The following is a 19607-nucleotide window of genomic DNA, read 5'->3' on the forward strand; positions in this document are numbered from 1 at the left end:
AGGAAAAGCGCAGAAAACAGCGCCTCGGGCGGATGGGATGGTGGCGATGCCTGCAAATGGTAACGATATCACCAGCGTGGTGATCGTGGGGGGTGGCACGGCCGGGTGGATGGCTGCCGCGGCCCTGTCCAAATACCTCGCCGATGGCCGCCGCCGCTTCACCCTGGTCGAATCCGATGCCATCGGCACCGTGGGCGTGGGCGAGGCCACGATCCCCCCGATCAAGAGCTTCAACCAGATGCTGGGGATCGACGAGAACGCCTTCCTGCGCGCCACGCGCGGCACGTTCAAGCTGGGGATCGAGTTCCGCAACTGGGGCCAGGTGGGCGACCGCTATTTCCATCCCTTCGGCGCCTACGGCCAGGACCTGCACGGCATCGCCTTCCACCAGTTGTGGCTGCGCGAGCGGGCCCGCAGCGGGGCGGCGGCGGGCGCCATAGGCGACTATTCGATGTGCACCGTGGCCGCCATGCTGGGCCGCGCCGCGCGCCCTGCCCCCACCGCCCGCTCGCTGGTGTCGCAACTGGCCTATGCCTACCATTTCGACGCCGGCCTCTATGCCACCTTCCTGCGTACCCGCGCCGAGGAGCAGGGCACCGTACGCCGCGAGGGCACCATTGCCCGCGTCCACCGGGACGGGGAAAGCGGCGATGTGACCGCAGTGGAACTGGCAGACGGCTCGCTGGTGGCAGGCGACCTGTTCATCGACTGCTCCGGCTTTCGCGGCCTGCTGATCGAGGAGACGCTGGGCGCCGGCTATCACGACTGGAGCCACTGGCTGCCGATGGACCGGGCGCTGGCCGTGCCCACGGCCAACACCGGCTCGCCCGATCCCTACACCCGGTCCACCGCCCACGGCGCGGGCTGGCAGTGGCGCATCCCGTTGCAGCACCGCACCGGCAACGGTCACGTGTTTTCCAGCAGCTTCATGGAACGCGACGAGGCGACACGGATCCTGCTGGCCAACCTTGAGGGCGAGGTGCTGGCAGACCCGCGCGAACTGCGCTTCCTCACCGGCACGCGGGCCAAGACCTGGCACCACAACGTGATCGCGCTGGGCCTGGCATCGGGCTTTATCGAGCCGCTGGAGTCCACCAGCATCCACCTCGTCCAGAACGGCATCCAGCGGCTGTTCGCGCTGTTCCCCGACAAGGCGATCAGCCCGGTGGAGCGCGACCACTTCAACGAGGGGATGCACGCCGCCTACGAGGACGTGCGCGATTTCATCATCCTGCACTACAAGGCCACTCAGCGCGACGACACGCCGTTCTGGCGCTATGTCCGCGACATGCCCGTGCCCGATACCCTAACCCGCCGCATGGAGCTGTGGCGCCTGCACGGCCGCGTGTTCCGCGACGATGCCGAGCTGTTCGCCCTGCCGAGCTGGGTGGCCGTGATGCTGGGGCAGAACCTGTGGCCGCAGCGGCACGATCCCATCGCCGACACGCTCGATCCGGAGCGGGTGGCGGCTCACATGGCGCAGATGCGGGCAGACTATCGCGCCACGGCGGAAGCCCTGCCCACGCAGGAGCAGTTCCTGCGCCAGGCCGGCGCCTGGGCGGAGGACGAGGCCGCGCCGCCAGCGGCCATTCCCGGCTGGAGCTTCGCCGCGCAATGAGCGAACAAGGCCACTCCCGCCCCGTTACCCGCATCACCATCGTGGGCGGCGGCACCGCCGGGTGGATGGCCGCCGCCGCGATCTCGAAAGTGCTGCGCGGCCTGCCCGGCCTGACCATCAGGCTGGTGGAAAGCGAGGCCATCGGCACCGTGGGCGTGGGCGAGGCGACGATCCCGCAAATCGTGGGCTTCAACCAGCTCCTGGGCATCGACGAAGCCGAATTCGTGCGCGAGACGCACGCCACCTACAAGCTGGGGATCGAGTTCGTCGACTGGACGCGACTGGGCCATCGCTACGTCCACCCGTTCGGCACCTATGGCATCGACATGCTGGGGATCGAGTTCCACCACTTCTGGCTGCGCGGCCTGGCACTGGGCGAGACGGCGGGGCTGGACGACTATTCGATTGGCGCGGTTGCGGCGCGGGCGGGCAGGTATTTCCCGCCCCAGCCCGGACAGCCCAATTCACCGCTGGCGCGCCTTGCCTATGCCTTCCAGTTCGATGCCGGCCGCTATGGCGCCTACCTGCGGCGGCTGGCCGAGGCGCAGGGCGTGGTGCGGATCGAAGGGCGCGTGGTCCAGGTCCACCAGCATCCGGAGACCGGCTTCGTCACCGCCGTGCAGATGGAAAATGGCGACATGGTGGATGGCGAGCTGTTCATCGATTGCTCGGGCTTTCGCAGCCTGCTGCTGGGGGAGGCGCTGGGCGTGCCCTTCATCGACTGGAGCAAGTGGCTGCCGTGCGACCGGGCCGTGGCCATGCCGTGCAGTTCTGCGGGGCCGGACCAGCCGATCACCCGCAGCACCGCGCGCCCCGCCGGCTGGCAGTGGCGCATCCCCCTGCAGCATCGCATCGGCAACGGCCACGTCTATGCCAGCGCCTTCCTGGACGATGACGCGGCGCTGGACCTGCTGCTGGCCAACCTTGATGGCCGGCCGCTGGCCGACCCCAACCGGATCCGCTTCACTGGCGGCCACCGCGCGCGGTTGTGGGACAGGAACGTGGTGGCCCTGGGCCTGGCGGGCGGCTTCCTGGAGCCGCTGGAATCGACCGCCATCCACTTGGTGCAGGCGGGCATCGCCAGGCTGATGGCCTATTTCCCCTCGCTGGACTTTACGCCGAAGGAGATCGACCGCTTCAACGTCGAAACCGCGCGCGAATACTTGGACATCCGCGATTTCCTGGTGCTGCACTACAAGGCCACGACACGGGACGACAGCGAGTTCTGGAACTATTGCCGCACGCTTGAGCCGCCCGATGGCCTGCGCGAGAAGCTGGAGATGTTCCGCAGTTCCGGCCGGGTGATCCGCGAACACAACGAGCTGTTTACCGAGACGAGCTGGCTGTCGGTGATGGCGGGCCAGGGCATTGTCGCGGGCGGCTGGCACCCTGCGGCGGAGATCCTCGATGAGGGCGAGCTGAAGCGGCGGCTTGGCCACGTGCGCCAGGTGATCGCGCAGGCCGTGGGCCAGATGCCCACGCAGGAGCAATTCCTGCGCGAGCAGGGCAGCGCCATCGCCCCCGGCCAGCGGATCATGGCGTGAGCGCGCTGCCCACGCCCGCTCCCTTGCGGGAAGTGGCCGGCCCGCTCGACCTTGCCGCCCTGCGCGCCGGGGGCCAGCCGGTGGTGCTGCGCGGCCTGGCAGCGCACTGGCCGGCCGTGGTCGCCGGGCGGCAGGGGCCGGAAGCGGCGGTGAACTACCTCAAGGCGCAAGGCCCTACCCGCCCCGTCAGTGCCATCGCCGCGCACCCGGACGAAGGCGGGCGGTTCTTCTATAATGCCGATCTCACGGGCATGAACTTCCAGCGCGGCACCGGCCCGCTGGCCCTGTTCCTGGATGACCTGCTGCGCGCCGCCCCGATGGAGCACCCGCCCGCGCTGGCCGTGCAATCGGAGGTGGTGAGCGAACTGCTGCCGGCCTTTGCGGCTGAGAACCGGCTGGAGCCGCTGGCCCACGTCCCCCCGCGCATCTGGATCGGCAATGCCATCCGCGTGGCCGCGCATTACGATGTGAAGGAGAACGTGGCCGTGTGCATGGCCGGCCGCCGCCGGTTCACCCTGTTTCCGCCGGCGCAGATCGCCAACCTCTACCCCGGTCCGCTGGAACAGACCCCGGCGGGCACGCCCGTCTCGATGGTCGACCTCGCCGCGCCGGACCTGGCGCGCTACCCGCGCTTTGCCGCAGCCGCCGCCACCGCGCAGGAAGCCGTGCTGGAGCCGGGAGACGCGATCTACATCCCCTATTGCTGGTGGCACGCGGTGCAATCGCTGGGCAGCGTCAACGTGCTGGTCAACTACTGGTGGAGCGAGGGGCAGCAGCCCGGCATGGGCGGGGCCTATGATGCGCTGCTGCACGCGATCCTCTCGCTCAAACACCTGCCGGAAGACCAGCGCACAGTGTGGCGCGAGTGGTTCGATTTCTACGTGTTCGAGACGCAGGGCGATCCCGCCGCACACCTGCCCGCCCACGCCCGCGGTGCCCTGGGCCCGCCAGACCCGGCCATGTTTGCCGAGATGCGGCGGATGCTGAAAGGGATGCTGGGTTAATACTGCAGGTCGTCCGTCACCGGGTTGCCGGTCGCCTGCGCCCCGCTGGTGATGAAATCGCGGTAGGGCGGCGCAAAAGCCAGCACCGCCTGCGCCCGCTGGTCGAATGCGCGACGGGCGGCAGCCGCTTCGGCTGCATCGTGGCTGCCCGCCTGCGCGCCCTTGCCGGCGGGATAGCCCAGCGATAGGAGCAGCGCGGCCATCTCGGCCGGGGCAAAGGGCGCTTCCTCGCGGAAGGGCACGCGGCCGCGGCGGGTAAACTGGTCAAGCATGTGGGCCACGCTTTCGGGCAGTACTTGCTGGCCGAACACCACCTGCGCCTGCGGAGCGGCATAGTGCAGCGCCAGCACGTCGCGCACGCCAGCCGCCATCAGCGCGGCACGGCGGTTGTATTCGGCCCGCTCCAGCGGCTCGATCGGGCGACCGGGCAGCATTTCCAGCAGCAGGGCCAACTGGCGGTGGGCCAGGTCCAGGTTCAGGTGAGCCAGCGGCTCGAACCAGGCGGCGGCATCGCCCAGCGCGACCACGTTGCCCACCCAGCTTTCGGGGCGGCAACCGGGCGCGATCTCCACCAGCGCCTCGGGCTGCCCGGGCAGGGCGGCGCGGGCCTCGGCCTCGCCCACCTTTTCGCCATAGCCCAGCACCAGGTGCAGCCCGTCGCGCCCGGCCACGGCGCTCAGCCAGCCCTGCGGGACCAGCGTGGCACGGTCCTCCAGCGCCAGCAGTGGCTGGCCGGGGCGGGCGTGGAACAGGTGGCGCACCGGCAGGCAGGGCCGCCAGTCATGCCAGGCATCCCCTGCCACCAGCGCGATCAGCGAACCCGCCGGCCCGCTGCAATCGATGAACAGGTCGGCCTCGATCGCGCCCTGACCGGCCACGGTAATGCTTGCCAGCCCCCCCGCAGCGTCGCGCAGCGCGCCTTCCAGCGTGCCGGGCACATAGACCACCTGGCGCGCCTGCGCGGCGGCGACCAGCAGGTCACGATAGGCCGGCCCGTTCCACCTGAGGCCGAAGTCGATACCGTCAAGCGGCGTGGCCTGTCCGGCAGGCGGCACGGCAAAGCGCCCGGCATCGGCCAGCACCTCGGCCAGGGAATGCGCTGCCGAACCGGCCACACGGCCCCCCGATCCGGCATTGCGCGGCCCGCCGCCCCATTCGCGGGCAAAGCGGGTGCGCGATTGCGCGTCCAGTTCCGCGCCATAGGCCATGGTGCCCATGCTGTCCGGGGCGGCCCAGCCGAAATAGCGCTGGACCAGCCGGTGGCTGCCACCGGCGCGGGCGACGATCTGCTGCTCGTCCACCCCCAGCCGCTCGTGCAGGGCGTTGGTGAAGGGCAGCGCGGTCAGCGCCCGGTCGGCATAGGCGCCGGGATCGGCCGGCGTGCCCACCAGCACCACCTGGCAATCGGGCAGGGTGCGGCGCATGGCCACGGCGGTCAGCACCGCCACCTGGCCGCCGCCAACGATGCATACGCGGCGCAGCCGTTCGCGGGGCGCGCTCATACGGCCGTGTCCGCCAGCCGCGCGCGTTCGCTGTTGAGGTAGGCCACGTGCCCCGGCATGGCCGCCACCTGCCGCCCGATCTCGTGCCGCAGCCTGTCGAGCGCGCCCGCCACCCGCGCGGGATCGGGCAGCGCGGTGCGCCCGTCATGCGCCTGCGGCAACATCCCCTGCCCTACATAGACCGCGATCCAGCTGGCATCGTAGAACAGGCCATCGGAGTATTTCTCGATCCGCGCGGCGCGCTGCCACAGTTCCAGCTTGCCAGCCAGGCTGTCGGGCACCTGCATGGTACGGACATGGTTCCAGAATTCGGAATCGTCGCGCGTGGTGGCGTGATAGTGCAGGATCAGGAAATCGCGCACCCGGTCGTATTCCATGTCGACCAGCCGGTTGAATTCGGCCCTGTCTCTTGGATCGATCCGCCCACCATCGGGGAACAGCTCGATCAGGTAGGTGATCGCCATCTGCGCCAGGTAGATCGAGGTCGATTCCAGCGGCTCCAGGAACCCGCTGGCGAGGCCCACGCCGATGACGTTGTGGCTCCACGAATGCTTGCGGCGGCCCGGGCGGAACTTGAGGATGCGCGGATCGGCCAGCGGATCGCCGTCAGCCGCCGCCACCAGCGCGCGGCAGGCCTCTTCCTCGCCCAGGTGCGCGCTGGAGAACACATAACCGTTGCCCATGCGATGCTGCAGCGGGATCTGCCAGCGCCACCCGGCGGGCATGGCCGTGGCAATGGTGTAGGGGCGCAGGTCAGCGGTGCGGTGGGTGCAAGGCATGGCGGCGGCGCGGTCGCACGGTAGCCAGTGGGTCCAGTCCTCCCAGTCCTCGTCCAGCGTCTGCCCCAGCAGGACCGAGCGGAAGCCGCTGCAATCGACGAACAGGTCACCCTCGATCCGCCTCCCGTCCTTGAGGACCAGCGCCGTCACGTTGCCACTGGCGGGATCGCGCTCCACGTCCACCACCAGCCCCTCGTGCCGCCGCACGCCCTGGCCCTTTGCATGCTCGCGCATGAAGGGGCCGAACAGCGTGGCATCGAACTGGTAGGCATAGCCATAGGTGCTGGCCAGGCTGCTATCCTGCGCCGGCGGGGCAAAGCGGTTGGCGCGCGCCGCGCACACGGCCAACGAGTATTCCCCCAGGTCCGCCGCCAGCCCCTGCCGCCGCATCTCCAGCCAGTAATGGTGGAAGCCGATGCTGCCCACTTCCTCGCCAAAGCTGCCGAAGGGGTGGATGTAGCTTTCCCCGATGCGGCCGAAATCGCGGAAGTCGATCCCCAGCTTGTAGGTGGCGTGGGTGGCCTTCATGAAGGCCGCCTCGTCAATCCCCAGCTTCTCCACGAAGCCGCGGATGTGCGGCAGGGTGGCCTCGCCCACGCCGACGATGCCGATGTCCTCGCTCTCGATCAGGTCCACGGTGCAGCGGTGCGGCAGCAGGCCGGCCAGGCCCGCAGCCGTCATCCACCCGGCGGTGCCCCCGCCCAGCACGACCACCCGCAACCTTGCCTGCGCCTCGCCCATGTCGTTCCCGTGAAACGGAAGAGCCGGGAGCGGCGCGATCCGCTCCCGGCTGCCCGAAACTATTAGTTCAAATCGTGTCGCCAGACTGTATCGATTTTCAGTTCAGGGGGAGGCGAAAATGGTGACCGGCTGTGACCCGGCGCGCAGCGACCTTCAGGGTCGTGAGCACCGGAAGCGCAGACTGTCGCCATTTGCAGGCGCCCTGGGCTGAAAGGCGATGCAGTCTCAACCGACCATTTCCTCCAGTTCCTTGCCCTTCGTTTCCACGATGAAGCTCTTGACCAGGAACCAGCTGATCGCCGCCGCCACGGTATAGACGGCATAGGTGGTGGCGAGGCCAAGGTTGCTGGCCATCGGCGGGAAGCTCTGCACCACCAGGTAGTTGGCGCCCCATTGCGCCAGGCCTGCCACCGCCAGCGCGGACCCGCGCATCTGGTTGGGGAACATCTCGCCCAGCATCACCCACATCACCGGGCCCCAGCTGAAGTTGAAGAAGATGACATAGAGGTTGGCCGCCACCAGCGCGATCCATCCGGCACTGTCGCTCAGCGCCAGGTTGCCCGCCGCATCGGTGCCCGCGCCGCTGAAGGCCCAGGTCATCGCCCCCAGGGTCACCGCCATGCCGGCCGAGCCGATCAGCAGCAGCGGCTTGCGGCCGATCTTGTCTATCAGCAGCAGCGCCGCGAACACCGCCGCAATGCTGGCAAGGCCCGAGATGATGTTGCGCTCCAGCGCCACTTCCTCGGACACGCCCGCCAGCCGCCACAGCGTCTCGCCGTAATAGAAGATGATGTTGATGCCCACGAACTGCTGGAAGGTGGCCAGCAGGATGCCGGCCCACACGATCGGGCGGAAAATGGTGCCCTTGGCGGTCACGTCGCTCAGGCTGGGGCGATGATCGGCCGAGAAGCTCGCCTGGATCTCGCCCACCTTGCGGCGCGCTTCTTCGTCACCGAAAATGCGGGTGAGGACCATGGTCGCTTCCTCGGTCCGGCCGCGGCTGACCAGGTAGCGCGGGCTTTCCGGGATGAAGAACAGCGCCACCAGGAAGACCACAGCGGGCACGGCCTGCGCCAGGTACATCCAGCGCCACGCCGTGGTGCCGCCGATCTCGCCCAGCGAATCGCCCGCCGCCTGGGCCAGGAAATAGTTGACCACGAAGGCCGCGGTGAGGCCGGAGATGATCATCACCTGCTGCACCGTGGTCAGCCGCCCGCGGATGTTGGCCGGGGCCATTTCCGAGATGTAGAGGGGCGAAAGCACGCTGGCCGCGCCCACCGCCATGCCGCCGGCGAAACGGGCGGCCACGAACATCGTGTGGCTGTCGGTGCTGCCCTGCACCAGTGCGCCGATCACGAACAGCAGCGCGGCCAGGATCATCACCTTGCGCCGGCCCATGGCATCGGCCAGCGTGCCGGCGAAGAAGGCACCCACCGCGCAGCCGATCAGCAGCGATCCCACGGTGAAGCCGAGCGCCGCCTCGCTCAGGTTGAACTCTGCCGTCAGGCCGCCCTGCGTGCCGTTGACCGCGCCGCTATCGTACCCGAACAGCAGCCCGCCGATGGTGGCCACGGCCACGATGGCGGAAATCAGCGCCATGTTGACGCTCTTGGCAGTAGATTCCATGTCTTCCCCTCTCCCGCGCGGCGCAGATGGCCGGAGCTTGTCCCGCGGGGCCTTTCCGGACCCCGTCATGTTAGCGCTACCTTGGCGCGATTCCGGCCCTGGTGCAAGCGGGATTTCGAAAGAGGTAAGCCGCCGGGATTGCTGCGGTTAGCAAAGTGTTGGGGAATGCCGCTTATGCCGCTGGCCAGACGCGTGGGCTGGACAGGGATTTATCGGGGGACCCGCATTGCCGTGATCAAGCATGTTGCCACATTTGCCATCGTGATGCTGGGCCTGGCCGTATTGGTGGCCGATCCCGGTGCCGAAAAGTCAGCCGAACCGGCCGTGGCAGCGTCGCAGTCCGGACAGGCTGACTTGGCCGCCGCTGCCCCTGCGCCCGCCATGCAGGCCGCCCCGGCGGAAGCGGACCCGTCATGGTACGGCGAAGACGCGGGAGAAGCGGGCCAGATGCCTGCTGCCGGTTCCGCCGCAGACGATGGCTACAACCTTGCTCCCGCCCGCCCGGTGCCCCCGGCGCGCTCTGCTGCGCCACCGGGGCCGGTAGCGGCACCGGCTGCGGCCGACTACGTGCCGCCCCCGCCCCCGCCGCAGGTGCCGCCCGGAGCCTGATACGCGGGCGCGCCGTCGCGGATTTACTGTATACCGGGATATACAACCCCGCTATCTGCGGGCCATGGCCACGCTGTCCCGCCTTGCCCGCTGGTGCCGCCGGCTGCCGGCCCTTGTTCCCGCCCTGTTGCTGGCCGCCTGCGCACCGGCCGGGCCCGAGGCGGGCCCCATGGTGCTGGCCGCCGCCTCCATGCAGGAAGGGCTGGAACAGGCTGCCGATGCCTGGGCCGCGCAGGGCCATGCGCGCCCGGTGCTGTCCTTTGCCGCCACCTCCGCCCTCGCCCGCCAGGTAGAGGCCGGTGCCCCGGCCGGCCTGCTGGTGAGCGCGGACGAGGCATGGATGGACGAGCTGGCCGGGCAAGGCCTGATCGTGCCCGCCAGCCGCCGCATCCTGGCCCGCAACCGGCTGGTGCTGGTAGCCCCGGCGGGGCCGGCGGTTGACCTCTACCTGACCAGCGGGGTCGACCTTGCCGGCCTGCTGGGGGCGGACGGACGACTGGCCATTGCCGAGCCGGACTCGGTGCCCGCAGGCCGCTATGGCAAGGCCGCGCTCACCGCGCTGGGTGCCTGGCCGCAGGTGGCGGACCGCCTGGCCGTGGCCGATTCCGTGCGCGGCGCGCTGGCGCTGGTGGCTCGGGGCGAGGCACCGCTGGGCCTGGTCTATGCCACCGATGCGCGGACCGAACCCCGGGTGCAGGTGGTGGGCACTTTCCCCGCCGCCAGCCACCCGCCGGTGCGCTATCCCATGGCGCAACTGGCCCGCTCCACCCATCCCGATACCGCCGCCTTTGCCGATTTCCTGGCCGCGCCGGAAGGGCAGGCGATCCTGCTGCGGCTGGGTTTTGCCCGCGCCGAGGGCCCGTGACCGGCTGGCTGTCTCCCGCCGAATGGGCGGTGGTGGCGCTGTCCTTGAAAGTCAGCCTGCTGGCCATCGCCCTCACTCTGCCGCTGGCCTTTGCGCTGGCCTGGGTGCTGGCGCGCACCCGCCTGCCGGGCCGCGTGCTGCTGGATGCGCTGGTCCACCTGCCGCTGGTGCTGCCCCCGGTGGTGACCGGCTGGCTGCTGCTGCTGGCATTCGGGCGCAACGGGCCGGTGGGCGGCTGGCTCGAGGCGACGTTCGGCATCAGCGTGATGTTTCGCTGGACCGGCGCCGCGCTGGCCGCCGGGATCATGGCCCTGCCGCTGATGGTACGGGCGATCCGCCTGTCGCTGGAGGCGGTGGACCGGCGGCTGGAAGGCGTGGCCCGCACGCTGGGCGCGCGGCCGTGGTGGGTTTTCACCACGATCACCCTGCCGCTGTGCCTGCCCGGCGTGCTGGCCGCCACGGTGCTGGGCCTGGCCCGCTCGCTCGGCGAGTTCGGGGCCACGATCACCTTCGTCTCCAACATTCCGGGCGAAACGCGCACCCTGCCGCTGGCGATCTACACCGCACTGCAGGTGCCCGGCGGCGAACAGGCGGTGACGCGGCTGGCGCTGGTTTCGGTGGCGCTGTCGCTGGCCGCCCTGCTGGCCAGCGAGTGGCTGACGCGCCGCCAGCGCGGAAGGGGCAGCGATGGCCTTTGACGTGGACCTGGCCGTGGCGCGCGGGGGCCGCCAGATCGCCGTGCGTTTCGAAACGCAAGCCCGCGTGGTCTCGCTGTTCGGCCCCTCGGGCGCAGGCAAGACCAGCGTGCTCGACATGGTGGCCGGCCTGCTGCGCCCCGCTGCCGGGCACGTGCGGGTGGATGGCGAGACGCTGTTCGATGCCGCACAGGGAATCGCCCTGCCCCCCGAGCGGCGCGGCGTGGGTTACGTGCCGCAGGATGCCCGGCTGTTCCCGCACATGAACGTGCGCGACAACCTGCTGTATGGCTGGCGGCTGACCGCGCCCGCGCGGCGCTGGCTTGCGCTGGAGGAGGCGCTGGACCTGCTGGGCATCGGCCACCTGCCGGATCGCCGGCCCGCCACGCTGTCGGGCGGCGAGGCGCAGCGGGTGGCGCTGGGCCGCGCGCTGCTGGCCGGGCCACGCGTGCTGCTGCTGGACGAGCCGCTCGCCTCGCTCGACCGCGCGCGGCGCGAGGAAATCATGGCTATGCTGGAACGCATCCGGGATGACCTGAAGATCCCGATCATCCACGTCAGCCATGACCGGGCCGAGGTGGACCGGCTGGGCGGCCTGGTGGTGGAGATGGGCTAGGCCCGGGTGTCCGCCCGTTGCTGGCGTTCGCGCGGGGCATCCAGCAGGCCTGCTTCCAGCGCCTGCCACCCGGCCCCGCTGCCTGCCGCCACCGCCGCCTGCATGGCCCGGTAGTGTGCCAGCACCTGCGCCCCGAACTCCGTCACCGCGGCACCCGCCGCGCCGCCTTTGGCCAGCACCAGCGGCTGCGCCCAGCAGCGGTTCATCGTATCCACCAGCAGCCAGGCGCGGCGATAGGAGAAGCCCAGCGCGCGCCCCGCAGCAGAGATGGACCCGTGCGCGGCAATCGCTTCCAGCAGGTCGGCCTTGCCCGGGCCCATGGCGATTTCATCCCCGCACAGCACCTGCAGCTTGATCTTGAGCGAACGCGTCCCGGCCATACGCCGCTTGTGCCTTTGCCCGGCTCACGCGGCAAGGGCGTTACCATCAGTCCACAGGGTGGGAAAAACCGCCGCCACGGGGTTACTCGCCACGCGTTCATGTATTAGGGGGCAGCCACCCTTTCATGGCGCGATTCAGGGAGAAGCGCGCCGCCGCAGGAGCAAGCCATGTCCCAGCACGTCCTCGAGAAACTCGCCGCGACCAATCCCGAAGCCGAAATCTGGTGGGATTCCAGCCCGTTGATCTACCCGAGCTGGAAGGAAGACACGCTGGCCAAGGCACCTGAGGAAAAACAGCCCGAATGGCGCGAGCAGCTCACCCGCCTGTATGACAACGAAACGATTCATGCCCAAGGCGTGATGGGTTTCCGCGGCGTCACCACCAACCCGCCGCTGTCGCTCCAGGCGATCCAGCTCAACCCCGAGCTGTGGCGCGCAGAGATCAAGGATATCGCCCGCAAGAATCCGGGCATGAGCGTGGAGCAGGTCTACTGGACCATGTACCTGGACCTGGTGAAGAAGGGCGCATCGGCAATCCACCGCGTCTACGAGACCAGCGGCGGCAAGTACGGCATGCTGTCCGGCCAGGTCGATCCGCGCTTCGTGACCGATGGCGAGAAGATGCTGGAACAGGGCCTGTCCATCGCCGCCATGGGCGAGAACGTGATGGTCAAGCTGCCCGGCTCCAAGGAAGGCTACGAGGTGCTGGAGGAGCTGACCGCGCGCGGCATTTCCACCAACAACACCACCAGTTTCACCGTGTCGCAGTATTCGCGCTGCATGGCTGCGGTTACCGCCGGCCTCCAGCGCGCCCGTGCGGCGGGCGTGGACCTTTCCAGGTTCCGCAGCGTCATCACCCACATGTCGGCCCGCCTGGGCCAGCTGGGTGACTGGCAGAAGGAAGCCAAGGCCCGCGGCATCGAACTTTCGATGATGGAAATCCGCGATGGCGAGGAAGCCGTGCTGAAGCGCGCCTACTGGTTCGGCAAGTCGATCAACCACCCGTCCAAGATGCTGCAGTGCTCGATGCGGGTGGAGAAGGACGACAACGGCAAGATCGTCAGCCGCCACATCGAGGACTTCGCCGGTTCGGACATGGTCTATACCTGCCCGCCCAGCTACATCGCCCAGTGCATGGAAGCCGAGGACAGCCTGACCTTCGATCCCAAGGCGATCGAGCGCGAGGTGAACCCGAAGTCGCTCGAAAAGCTGCTCAAGCTGCCCAGCTTCCGCCAGGCTTACGAATTCGAAGGCATGAAGCCGGAAGAATTCAGCCGTTATGGCGCGTTCCAGTCCACCGCCACCGAATTCGCCGCCGCCACCCGGCAGACGGTCGACTTCGTGCGCATGGTCGTCGAAGGCTGATTTCCAGCAACTGAAAGACCCCGGCACTGATTGGTAACGTGGCGCGTTGGGGCACCAATGCGCCACGTCATCGAATTCCTGGTCCAGTTGATCCTTGGCATCACCGGCGCCATCGGCATGGCACTGGTGCTGGCCGGGGCCTGGGCGCTGGCCGGCGGCTGCGCCCTGTGGGGCGGCCACTGGTGCTGGCGCTGGTGGCGAAACCGGCTTCTGGGCCGGCGGGATAAGGGTGGCGACTAGAGCGAACCGAGGATCAATCCGCCCGCCGCGCACACGGCCAGCACGCGGATCACGCCCCATTTCGCGCCGAACACCAGCACGCCCGCCACCACGGCCAGCAGTCCGGCCCGCCAGTCGAAACCCCAGCCGGGCACCGAGGTGTCGAACGCCGGAAACAGCACGTGCCCGGCAAACCACACGGTCAGGTTGGCGATCACCCCCACCACCGCCGCCGTCACCGCCGCCAGCCCGCCTTTAAGCCTGGTCGCCTGCGCCAGCCGGTCGATCCACGGGGCGAAGGTGAAGATCCACCCGAAGCACGGCGCGAATGTGACCCAGGTGGTCAGCCCTGCGCCCAGCAGGCCCGCAACCAGCGGCGTGAACGGCGCGGGCGAGCGAAAGGCCGCCAGGTAACCGACGAACTGCGTCACCATGATCAGCGGCCCCGGCGTGGTTTCGGCCAGGCCCAGTCCGTCGGCCATTTCGCCCGCGCTCAGCCAGCCGAAGCCCTGCACGGCCTCCTGCGCCATGTAGGCGAGCACCGCATAGGCGCCGCCGAAAGTCACCACGGCCAGCTGGCTGAAGAAGGTGCCGATGTCCCATAGCACATGATGGGTGCCCAGCGTGGCGGCCACCAGCACCATCGGCGCGGCCCAGACGGTTGCCCAGACGGCGGCGGCACTGATCGTGGAGCGCCATGGACGCGGACCGGCGGCAGGCGCTCCGCCCGGCTTCAGCGCCAGCCAGTGAGGCCGGGTGGCGGCCACCAGCATGCCCAGCGCACCCGCGCCCAGCACCACCAGCGGGAATGGCAGGGCCAGCATCGCCAGCGCCACGAAAGCAGCCACGGCCAGCCCCTGCTTGAACCGGGTATCCAGCGCGCGGCCCGCGATCCGCAACAGCGCCTGCACCACGATGGCCAGCACCGCCGCCTTCACCCCCAGGAACAGCGCGGCAAACCAGCCCAGGCCCGTGGCCGCGACATAGAGCATCGACAGGCCCAGCATGATCACCGCGCCGGGGATCACGAACAGCAGCCCCGCCGCCAGCCCGCCCCGCAGGCCATGCAGCCGCCAGCCGATCCAGGTGGCCAGTTGCTGCGCCTCGGGCCCTGGCAGCAGGTGGCAGAAGTTGAGCGCGTGGAGGAACTCCTCCTCCGCCACCCAGCGCCGCTCGTCCACCAGTTCGCGGTGCATCAGGGCAATCTGCCCGGCCGGCCCGCCAAAGCTGAGCAGCCCCACACGCCAGAACGCACGCAGCAGTTGGGAAAACGTGGGTTGAACGGGCACTTCCACCATGCAGAACCTCGCCATCGAGCAACCGCCAAAGCGGCGGTGGTACGAGGCAACGCTTGGGCAAGGGATGCCTGACCGGGGGGTTGCTTGGCCCCGATGGGGCAATACTAGCGCTCCAGGTGCGCCGGATCAATCTCGCCGATTTGGAGCGGCAAACGGATTGTCTTCCAAGGTGGGGCTTTACTGCGGCGAAACGCAGGACGTCTCCTTGTCCCGATAGCAATCGCTGGCCTCGTAGGCGGCACGGTCGGCGGCCGCGTCTGCCGCGTCGCGCGCAACCGCAGCATCATGGTCGGCCTGGGCAATCGCCTGCTGCTGGCGTATCTGCGCCTCCTGCGCTGCAAACAGGGCTTGCTGATCGGCTTCGAACCGCAGCCGCTCGGCCATGCCTCCGTCAGATACGATGATCGCACCTTGCTCGGAGTCGTTGCCGTAGGAACCGCCACCCGACCCGTTGGACGATGCGGCGTTGCTGGCATAGGCGGAACTACCGCCTGACGCTGCCTGGCCGGAAAAAGCCGATTCGTATTCCGTGTCCGACCCGCCGAGGCTGCGCCCTTGGCCACCGCTTTCTGGCCCGCCACCGTAGCCGTCGGCGGCACCTGCGTCGGCGTACGAACTGCCGCCGTAGCTCGAGCTTTCGCTGCTTCTGTCGCTGCTGGCCTGCTGCTCATAGGAAGCGAGGTCTGCGTCGGAGATGATTTCACCCCGGGCGCCTACGCCGGAGCCGGTCGAGGCATAGCCACCGCTGGCGTGGATGCGCGCCAGCACCGCACTATTGAAGGCCTCCTCCTCGGCGCGCTGCTGCTGATATGCGGTGACCACTTCACCCACTCCGGCCCAGAAGCTGGTCAAACCCGTCTGATCGCGGGTGCCTACGGAAACGCCGCGTGTGCCGGGCGTGCTGCGGATTTCATAAGTGGCACCCGAAATGCGGCCTTCGCGCGTGAATTCCAGTTGCCAGTGCACGAAGCCCTGTGAGTAATACCCCATGTACTGGTCCTGCCCCAGCGCCCGGGCGACCGAAATATAGCCGAGCTGCTGACCCAGTGCTTGCGCCAGCCGTTGCGAATTGGCGGCAACGCGCTGGGCGAAACCAGGGGTAAAGAGCGGGTGAGGCTGGCCGTTCGACAGGCTGAGCAAGGCCATCTGCACATCGGCCTGACTGGGCCTGACACCGGTTTCCTGAGCGATAGCCACCACCGGCGCGAACATCGCCAGCGGCGGCATGACGACCAGCGCGACCGCCAGCCTCAGCATTGCGCCACCACGTTGACGCCGGTGCCAAGACCCTTGCGGGCGGTGTAGCCCTGGCCCGGCCTCAGGTGCGCCTCGTCGGTGGTCCCGTCGCTGAAATACAGTTGCACGACTGCCAGGTGCGGGGCGTTGTTCTGCAGCGTGATCCGCTGGAAACCGGACCCGTCTCCGCAAATCAACTGCTCACCATCGCAATAGGAGGACCACACACCTATCGTCCAGGGACCGCTCTCGCATACAACCTGGTTGCTTTCATTGGTGGTCACACAAGCCACCAGGCTTGCCGCGCAAAACGCTCCCAACGTCATCTTCATCATCGACCGGCTCAACATTGCGCCACTACCTCCGCACCGGTGCCAAGCGACTTGATTACGTGATAACTGTCATGCGCCGGGATCAGCCGCTCTTCGGACGATCCGTCGCTGTAAGAGATCCTCACCGCCGCGGCCACGTCGGTCCGGTTAAGGAACAGGATGTTCTGGTGGGCGTAGTTGAGCCCATCGCACCACCGCTCCACATTGTCGCAGTAGCGCGAATTGACGAAGATATCCCCGGCCACCCCGCTTTCGCATGAAGCGCTGCGCTGCTGGTCGGTCTGGATACAGCCTGACAGCATCAGCAGGAACACCAGCCCGCCCAAGCTGGCTGTTGGTCGATTCTTCAGCACTCTAAATTACCCCGCCCCGAGGAACCCAGGGTGCCACCTAGCCAGTGATCGTCAGCGGCTCGATCGCCTTTTGTAGGGTATCCGGCTTCCGGATGGGTCGCCGCTCAATCCGCCCAGTAGAGCCGCATCGGGTTGTCCACCAGCAGGGCCTGCTGCAATTCGGCCGTGGGGGCGATGCGCGGGATCATGTCGACGATGTGGCCATCGTCCGGGATCTCGGTTTCCATGTTCGGGTGCGGCCAGTCGGTGCCCCAGATGCAGCGGGTGGGGTAATCGGCCACCAGCGGGGCAATCGCTGCTGCAAAGTTGTCCCACGGATCGCCCATGCCGCCTTCCTTGATGGCATCCAGCCGGTCCGGGCAGGTGGGCTTGAACCAGATGTCGTCGCGGCTTTCCAGCAGGCGGCGGAAGGCCTGCATGTCCGGCCCGTCCGGCCCCTGGCGCACGTCAGGCCGGCCCATGTGGTCCACCACCACCGGCACGGGGATGGCATCGATGAAGGGGCGCAGTTCCTCCAGGATATCGGCCTCGAAATAGATCACCACATGCCAGCCTTTCGGCAGGCGGCTGGCCACTTCCAGGAACTTGTCCTTGGGCGCGTTGTCCACCAGCCGCTTCAGGAAGTTGAAGCGGATGCCCCGCATCCCGCCTGCGTGGAGCGCGGCCAGCTCCTCTTCCGAAATGTCCGGATCGACCACGGCCACGCCGCGCGCCTTGCCGTTGCTCTTGGCGATGGCATCCAGCGTGGCGGCGTTGTCGGTGCCGTGGCAGCTCGCCTGCACGATCACGTTGCGCGAGAATCCCAGGTGGTCGCGCAGGGCAAACAGCATGTCCGGCCCGGCATCGGCGGGCAGGTACTTGGCCTTGGGCGAGAAGCCGAACGGGTCCATCGGCCCGAACACGTGGCAGTGCGCGTCCACCGCACCCGGCGGCGGGGTGAACTTCGGCTTGCTGGGGTTGGGGTGCCAGGAAGTGATGCGATCAGTGGTCATGCGAAAACGGTTCCATCCATCAGCTTGCGGGCGGTGCGCAGCAGGGCGGCGCTGGCCACCTGGCCATCATCGCCCAGCGTCAGCACGCAGGTCATCTCGCCGGTCGGGTGTTCCACCGACAGCGTCTTGCGCTGGCCTTCGGGAATCACCGCCACCTTGGCGGCGGGCGAGCCGGGGATCAGCGCGGCGGTGGCCACGGTCACCGCCGCCAGCACGCCGATGGTGGCATGGGCGCGGTGCGGGATGAAGCTGCGGGTGCAGATCGCCCCGCCATCCTTTGGCGGCGAAACGAGGAACATCTTGGGGACGGACTTTTCCTTCACGTCCCCCAGGTTCATCAGCGGGCCGGCGGCCAGGCGGATGCTTTCGATCTTGCGGCGGATCTCCGCAAAACCCTCGGCTTCCAGTTCCTCGCGCGTCTCGTATCCGGTCGCGCCAAGATCGGCGGCAGCCATCACGATGCAGGGCATCCCGTTGTCGATCAGCGTGCAGGCCACGCCCTCGATCACGTCCACTGCATTGCCCGTGGGCAGCAGCGCGCCGCAGCTTGACCCCGCGGTGTCGCGGAACTCCACCGGCACCGGCGCATGGGTGCCGGGCACCCCGTCAATTCTCGCGCTTCCTGAATAGTTTACCGCATGCTGGCCGGTGAACCCACCGGGCGTTTCCACCGTGGCCACGGCCACCTGCCCGGTGTTCTCCATGTAGATGGAAACGGCAGTCTCGTCGCCGGTGGGCATCACCAGTCCGCGCTCGATGGCGAAGGGACCAACCCCCGCCAGGATATTGCCGCAGTTCTGCGCGTCGGTCACGATCGCCTGGTCCACGAAGACCTGCAGGAACAGGTAATCGACATCGATCCCCTCCCGCTCGCTTGTCTTGACCACGGCCACCTTGCTGGTCAGCGGATCGGCCCCGCCCATGCCATCGATCTGGCGCGGATCGGGGCTGCCCATCACGGCCAGCAGGAAAGCGTCGCGCTCCGCCGTATCGGCGGGCAGGTCGTCAGCGAGGAAATAGCCGCCTTTCGACGTGCCGCCCCTCATCCACATGCACGGTGCAGAACGCATGGCGGTTACACCCACTTCAGGCCCATGTCGGTCAGCTTCTGGCGGAAGCCATACATGTCCAGGCCCAGTTCGCCGCTGGCCAGCCGCTCGCGCTTGCTGCCTTCGTTGGCTTCGCGCGCCTGCGCGGCCTTCAGCACGGTCTCGGCATCCTCGCGGCGGACTACGCACACACCGTCGTCATCGGCCACGATCACATCGCCCGGGCGGATGTAGGCACCGGCGCAGACCACGTCCACGTTCACGCTGCCGAGCGAGGCCTTGATCGTCCCTTGCGCGAAAATCCGCTTGGACCAGACGGGGAAGTTCATCTCGGTCAGGTCGCGCACGTCGCGCACGCCGGCATCGATGATCAGTCCCTTGCAGCCGCGCGCCTGGGCGCTGGTTGCCAGCAGGTCACCGAAATAGCCGTCCTCGCAGGGAGAAGTCGGCGCGATCACCAGGATGTCGCCGTCTTGGCACTGTTCGATCGCGGCGTGGACCATGTAATTGTCGCCCGGGGGCACGCTGATGGTGACCGCGCTGGCTCCCACGCGCGCGCCGGCATAGATCGGCCGCATGTAGCTGGCGAGGAGGCCCGTGCGCCCTTGCGATTCGTGGACCGTGGCCACGCCGCAGCGGCCCAGCGCCTCAACCACTTCGCGGTCGGCCCGCTGGATGTTCTGGACAACGATACCGGACATGCGCTGAGTCTCCCTTTCGCGTGATAGCCGTCGCCAAGTCCGGTGGGCCATGCGCGGCCCTTTCGTCAAGACCGGTGGACGTT

20 protein-coding genes are annotated in these 19607 nt (G+C 68.4%); 9 read left to right on the plus strand and 11 right to left on the minus strand.

Features of this window, described 5'->3' with window-relative positions:
• The first annotated feature begins 46 nt into the window (after positions 1-46).
• Genes GRI99_RS03500 through GRI99_RS03510 form a run of 3 tightly spaced genes read left to right on the plus strand, consistent with a single transcriptional unit; the run spans position 47 to position 4166 of the window.
• A complete protein-coding gene (locus GRI99_RS03500) occupies positions 47-1618 on the plus strand; it encodes a tryptophan halogenase family protein (RefSeq protein WP_160770577.1) in 1572 nt (523 codons plus the stop codon).
• Positions 1615-3162 carry a tryptophan halogenase family protein gene (locus GRI99_RS03505; protein WP_160770578.1) on the plus strand — a complete coding sequence of 516 codons (1548 nt, stop codon included), beginning with the start codon at positions 1615-1617 and terminating at the stop codon, positions 3160-3162. Before GRI99_RS03500 ends, GRI99_RS03505 begins: the two co-directional genes overlap by 4 nt.
• Complete coding sequence (locus GRI99_RS03510) at positions 3159-4166, plus strand: cupin-like domain-containing protein (protein WP_337192850.1); 1008 nt, start codon at positions 3159-3161, stop codon at positions 4164-4166. Before GRI99_RS03505 ends, GRI99_RS03510 begins: the two co-directional genes overlap by 4 nt.
• On the opposite strand, the gene GRI99_RS03515 is transcribed toward GRI99_RS03510, so the two are convergent.
• The 3 genes from GRI99_RS03515 to GRI99_RS03525 form a co-directional block, all read right to left on the minus strand.
• On the minus strand, positions 4163-5668 hold the full coding sequence (locus GRI99_RS03515; RefSeq protein ID WP_160770579.1) for a tryptophan 7-halogenase: 1506 nt from the start codon (positions 5666-5668) through the stop codon (positions 4163-4165). The genes GRI99_RS03510 and GRI99_RS03515 overlap by 4 nt on opposite strands.
• The gene (locus GRI99_RS03520) at positions 5665-7188 is read right to left on the minus strand and encodes a tryptophan halogenase family protein (protein ID WP_160770580.1); all 1524 of its coding nucleotides are present in this window, start codon (positions 7186-7188) and stop codon (positions 5665-5667) included. Before GRI99_RS03520 ends, GRI99_RS03515 begins: the two co-directional genes overlap by 4 nt.
• A gap of 225 nt (positions 7189-7413) precedes the next feature.
• The gene (locus tag GRI99_RS03525; protein ID WP_160770581.1) at positions 7414-8814 is read right to left on the minus strand and encodes a sugar porter family MFS transporter; all 1401 of its coding nucleotides are present in this window, start codon (positions 8812-8814) and stop codon (positions 7414-7416) included.
• 231 nt (positions 8815-9045) lie between these two features.
• Here GRI99_RS03525 and GRI99_RS03530 point away from each other — a divergent pair, with 231 nt between their 5' ends.
• The 4 genes from GRI99_RS03530 (at position 9046) to GRI99_RS03545 (ending at position 11599) form a co-directional block, all read left to right on the plus strand.
• Positions 9046-9423 carry a hypothetical protein gene (locus GRI99_RS03530; protein WP_160770582.1) on the plus strand — a complete coding sequence of 126 codons (378 nt, stop codon included), beginning with the start codon at positions 9046-9048 and terminating at the stop codon, positions 9421-9423.
• A gap of 64 nt (positions 9424-9487) precedes the next feature.
• Complete coding sequence (modA, locus tag GRI99_RS03535) at positions 9488-10288, plus strand: molybdate ABC transporter substrate-binding protein (protein ID WP_160770583.1); 801 nt, start codon at positions 9488-9490, stop codon at positions 10286-10288.
• Positions 10285-10986, plus strand: coding sequence for a molybdate ABC transporter permease subunit (gene modB, locus GRI99_RS03540; protein ID WP_337192851.1), 702 nt, complete (start codon positions 10285-10287; stop codon positions 10984-10986). Before modA ends, modB begins: the two co-directional genes overlap by 4 nt.
• Positions 10976-11599: an ATP-binding cassette domain-containing protein gene (locus tag GRI99_RS03545; RefSeq protein WP_160770584.1), complete on the plus strand. Its 624-nt coding sequence runs from the start codon at positions 10976-10978 to the stop codon at positions 11597-11599. The genes modB and GRI99_RS03545 overlap by 11 nt, the downstream gene beginning before the upstream one ends.
• On the opposite strand, the gene GRI99_RS03550 is transcribed toward GRI99_RS03545, so the two are convergent.
• On the minus strand, positions 11596-11979 hold the full coding sequence (locus GRI99_RS03550) for a winged helix-turn-helix domain-containing protein (protein WP_160770585.1): 384 nt from the start codon (positions 11977-11979) through the stop codon (positions 11596-11598). The two genes, GRI99_RS03545 and GRI99_RS03550, sit on opposite strands and share 4 nt — an antisense overlap.
• Positions 11980-12147: 168 nt before the next feature.
• On the opposite strand from GRI99_RS03550, the gene GRI99_RS03555 reads away from it, so the two are divergent.
• Both GRI99_RS03555 and GRI99_RS03560 read left to right on the plus strand, forming a co-directional pair.
• Positions 12148-13344 (plus strand): transaldolase family protein, encoded by a 1197-nt coding sequence (locus GRI99_RS03555; RefSeq protein ID WP_160770586.1) that lies wholly within the window; start codon positions 12148-12150, stop codon positions 13342-13344.
• Positions 13345-13401: 57 nt separating this feature from the next.
• Positions 13402-13584 (plus strand): hypothetical protein, encoded by a 183-nt coding sequence (locus GRI99_RS03560; protein ID WP_160770587.1) that lies wholly within the window; start codon positions 13402-13404, stop codon positions 13582-13584.
• Here the strand turns inward: GRI99_RS03560 and chrA are convergent.
• The 7 genes from chrA to ligK all read right to left on the minus strand — a co-directional run bounded on the left by chrA (position 13581) and on the right by ligK (position 19524).
• On the minus strand, positions 13581-14876 hold the full coding sequence (gene chrA / locus GRI99_RS03565; RefSeq protein ID WP_237438085.1) for a chromate efflux transporter: 1296 nt from the start codon (positions 14874-14876) through the stop codon (positions 13581-13583). The genes GRI99_RS03560 and chrA overlap by 4 nt on opposite strands.
• A 162-nt stretch (positions 14877-15038) precedes the next feature.
• Complete coding sequence (locus GRI99_RS03570) at positions 15039-16118, minus strand: hypothetical protein (protein ID WP_160770588.1); 1080 nt, start codon at positions 16116-16118, stop codon at positions 15039-15041.
• Positions 16112-16381, minus strand: coding sequence for a hypothetical protein (locus GRI99_RS03575; protein ID WP_237438086.1), 270 nt, complete (start codon positions 16379-16381; stop codon positions 16112-16114). Before GRI99_RS03575 ends, GRI99_RS03570 begins: the two co-directional genes overlap by 7 nt.
• A gap of 59 nt (positions 16382-16440) precedes the next feature.
• Complete coding sequence (locus GRI99_RS03580; protein ID WP_160770590.1) at positions 16441-16782, minus strand: hypothetical protein; 342 nt, start codon at positions 16780-16782, stop codon at positions 16441-16443.
• A 104-nt stretch (positions 16783-16886) separates the two neighbouring features.
• On the minus strand, positions 16887-17774 hold the full coding sequence (locus GRI99_RS03585; RefSeq protein ID WP_160770591.1) for an amidohydrolase family protein: 888 nt from the start codon (positions 17772-17774) through the stop codon (positions 16887-16889).
• Positions 17771-18844 carry a 4-oxalomesaconate tautomerase gene (locus GRI99_RS03590; protein WP_160770592.1) on the minus strand — a complete coding sequence of 358 codons (1074 nt, stop codon included), beginning with the start codon at positions 18842-18844 and terminating at the stop codon, positions 17771-17773. The genes GRI99_RS03585 and GRI99_RS03590 overlap by 4 nt, the downstream gene beginning before the upstream one ends.
• A gap of 5 nt (positions 18845-18849) precedes the next feature.
• Positions 18850-19524 carry a 4-carboxy-4-hydroxy-2-oxoadipate aldolase/oxaloacetate decarboxylase gene (ligK, locus tag GRI99_RS03595; protein WP_160770593.1) on the minus strand — a complete coding sequence of 225 codons (675 nt, stop codon included), beginning with the start codon at positions 19522-19524 and terminating at the stop codon, positions 18850-18852.
• Positions 19525-19607 lie beyond the last annotated feature (83 nt).

The organism is Alteraurantiacibacter buctensis, assembly GCF_009827655.1.
Lineage (GTDB): Bacteria > Pseudomonadota > Alphaproteobacteria > Sphingomonadales > Sphingomonadaceae > Alteraurantiacibacter > Alteraurantiacibacter buctensis.

Excerpts from the sequence above, each read along its gene's own strand:
- GRI99_RS03520 (WP_160770580.1), bottom strand. The coding sequence starts at position 7,188 with ATGGGCGAGGCGCAGGCAAGGTTGCGGGTGGTCGTGCTGGGCGGGGGC.
- GRI99_RS03560 (WP_160770587.1), top strand. The coding sequence starts at position 13,402 with ATGCGCCACGTCATCGAATTCCTGGTCCAGTTGATCCTTGGCATCACC.
- chrA (WP_237438085.1), bottom strand. The coding sequence starts at position 14,876 with ATGGCGAGGTTCTGCATGGTGGAAGTGCCCGTTCAACCCACGTTTTCC.
- ligK (WP_160770593.1), bottom strand. The coding sequence starts at position 19,524 with ATGTCCGGTATCGTTGTCCAGAACATCCAGCGGGCCGACCGCGAAGTG.
- GRI99_RS03505 (WP_160770578.1), top strand. The coding sequence starts at position 1,615 with ATGAGCGAACAAGGCCACTCCCGCCCCGTTACCCGCATCACCATCGTG.
- modA (WP_160770583.1), top strand. The coding sequence starts at position 9,488 with ATGGCCACGCTGTCCCGCCTTGCCCGCTGGTGCCGCCGGCTGCCGGCC.
- GRI99_RS03550 (WP_160770585.1), bottom strand. The coding sequence starts at position 11,979 with ATGGCCGGGACGCGTTCGCTCAAGATCAAGCTGCAGGTGCTGTGCGGG.
- GRI99_RS03500 (WP_160770577.1), top strand. The coding sequence starts at position 47 with ATGCCTGCAAATGGTAACGATATCACCAGCGTGGTGATCGTGGGGGGT.
- GRI99_RS03515 (WP_160770579.1), bottom strand. The coding sequence starts at position 5,668 with ATGAGCGCGCCCCGCGAACGGCTGCGCCGCGTATGCATCGTTGGCGGC.
- GRI99_RS03585 (WP_160770591.1), bottom strand. The coding sequence starts at position 17,774 with ATGACCACTGATCGCATCACTTCCTGGCACCCCAACCCCAGCAAGCCG.
- GRI99_RS03555 (WP_160770586.1), top strand. The coding sequence starts at position 12,148 with ATGTCCCAGCACGTCCTCGAGAAACTCGCCGCGACCAATCCCGAAGCC.
- GRI99_RS03545 (WP_160770584.1), top strand. The coding sequence starts at position 10,976 with ATGGCCTTTGACGTGGACCTGGCCGTGGCGCGCGGGGGCCGCCAGATC.
- GRI99_RS03590 (WP_160770592.1), bottom strand. The coding sequence starts at position 18,844 with ATGCGTTCTGCACCGTGCATGTGGATGAGGGGCGGCACGTCGAAAGGC.
- GRI99_RS03525 (WP_160770581.1), bottom strand. The coding sequence starts at position 8,814 with ATGGAATCTACTGCCAAGAGCGTCAACATGGCGCTGATTTCCGCCATC.
- GRI99_RS03570 (WP_160770588.1), bottom strand. The coding sequence starts at position 16,118 with ATGCTGAGGCTGGCGGTCGCGCTGGTCGTCATGCCGCCGCTGGCGATG.